Below are 1,922 nucleotides of genomic sequence, written 5' to 3'. Positions count from 1 at the left end.
GGTGGGGAGCGGGCCGCCCGCGTCGGCGGACGGCGCGTCCGGGGCGGGGGCGTCCGTGCCGCCGGAGGCCAGCGGACCGGAGACGGCCATCGGGGTGCCGCCGCCCGCGGCGCCCGGACGGGGCCGCCGGGCACCGGCGAGCAGCACCTCGGCGTCCACGGCGCGGTCGTGCCAGCCGCGGTTGCGTCCCGTGCGGTCCAGCGCCGGCGACACGAGGACCGCCACCTGGCCGACCAGGCACGCGAGCGCACCTGCGGCGACGACGAGCTCGCGCAGCAGCACGCGCAGCAGGCCGACGGGCCGGCGGCTGTGCACGTCGACCGTCCGCACGCCCAGCAGGCGGCGGCCGAGCGTCCAGCCCAGGCGGCCGTGCAGCACCCACTGCGCGAGGCCCAGCAGGGTCGCCAGCACGAGCGCGACGACCGCGCCGACGCCGACCGGCGCCACGACGACGTCCGCGGCGTCCCCGGCCCGCGCGGTGGCGAGCGCGCGGCGCAGCACGTCGAGCGTGAACGGCGCGAGCAGCAGGCCGACCAGCACCTGGTCGACGGCCACGGCGAGGAACCGCCGCCCGAGCGACGCGGGCACGTCCGTGACGTCGCCGTCGCGGGACGGCGCGACGAGGGCGCGGTGGGTCACGACCGGCCCCCGGGGCCGGCCGTCGCGGGGGCGCTCATGCCGTCCGCTCCACGGTGAACGTCACGCCGTCGCCCAGGTCGACGACCTCGTCGGTGGCGACCACGCTCGGCTCGCCCGCGGGCAGCCGGCGCACGCCCTCGCCCGGGCGGGACACGTGCACGCCGTTGGTGGAGTCGAGGTCCGTGACGACGACGTGGTCGCCGTCGAGCCGCACCTCGGCGTGCGTCCGGGAGATGTCCTGGTTCGGGCTGGGCACCGTCACCAGGCGCGGCAGCTCCTTGGCGGTCACGCGCGAGACCTGCGGCGCGCGCCCGAGCAGCACGGCGCGGTCCAGCTCGACGACGAGCCCGGTGGACAGCACCAGCCGCGCGGGCAGCGGGGTCGGCTCCGGCGTCGGGAAGGGCCCGGGCACGGCGTCGTGCGTCCACGCGGGCAGGCGGTCGCGGAGCCGCGCGAGGTCGCTCGACAGGATCGTCATGCCGTCGTGGTCGTCGTCGGAGGGGTCGAGCGGGTCCTGCGTGGCGACCGGCGCGGCCACGGGTGCCGCCCACGGGTCGGTCGACGCCGGTGCGGCGTGCAGGGCGGCAGGAGCACCGGGCGCGGCGGCGGGCGGCGCCGGCAGCACGTCGGGCGTCGTCGCCGGCGCGGAGCGCCACCAGCCGTCCTCGAGCACGGTGTCCTGCACGTCGTCGTCGGCCGTCGCGTCCGGCGTGGTGGGGAGGCCGAGCACGTCGGTGCCGCCACCGGCCGGCGCGGGGTCGAGCGGCGTGGGGTCGGCCGGCGCGGCGTCGAGCGGCAGCGCGATCGGGTCGGCGGGCGCCGCGGGCGGCGGCGGCAGGTCCGGGACCGTCGGCAGCTCCGGCGGAGCCGGGAGGTCCGGGACGGGCGGCAGGTCGTCCGGCGGGAGGGGCGGCAGCGCGGTCGGCCGGGGCTCGGGGGCAGACGCCGACGCCGACGCCGACGCCGTCGCGTCGGTGGGCGCGACGTCGGCGGGCGCGACGTCGGCAGGCTCGTCGGCAACCGGCTCGTCCGCAGCCGGCCGTGGGACGGCCGACGTGGGCGCGGGCTCGGCGGCGCCGGAGCGCGCGGGCTCGTCGACCGCGGCGGGGACGACCTCGGCCACCGGCCCGGCCGCCACCACCTCGGCGGAGCGCGAGCCGTCGGCGTCGACCGTCGACGCGCGCGCCCCGGCGTCGTCCGCCACCACGTCGTGCGCGGCGGCCGTCTCCCCGGCGACGCCGGCGCCCCGCCGTGCACGACGAACGCGAGGTCGGGCTTGTCGA

Annotated in this window: 2 protein-coding genes; both read right to left on the bottom strand. The window is 80.4% G+C overall.

Annotated elements, in window-relative coordinates:
* The coding region (locus tag AB6N23_RS18235) for an RDD family protein (protein WP_412867371.1) at positions 1 to 639 on the bottom strand (639 nt) is incomplete at its 3' end.
* Between the two features lie 34 nt (positions 640 to 673).
* Positions 674 to 1,922: FHA domain-containing protein (locus tag AB6N23_RS18230; protein ID WP_412867370.1), on the bottom strand; the 1,249-nt coding region annotated here is incomplete at its 5' end.

Origin of the sequence: Cellulomonas pasadenensis (genome assembly GCF_047229365.1) — a bacterium.
Classification (GTDB): domain Bacteria; phylum Actinomycetota; class Actinomycetes; order Actinomycetales; family Cellulomonadaceae; genus Cellulomonas.
Note: the sequence above shows the minus strand (reverse complement) of the source record. Positions and strands in the feature narration are given on the sequence as shown.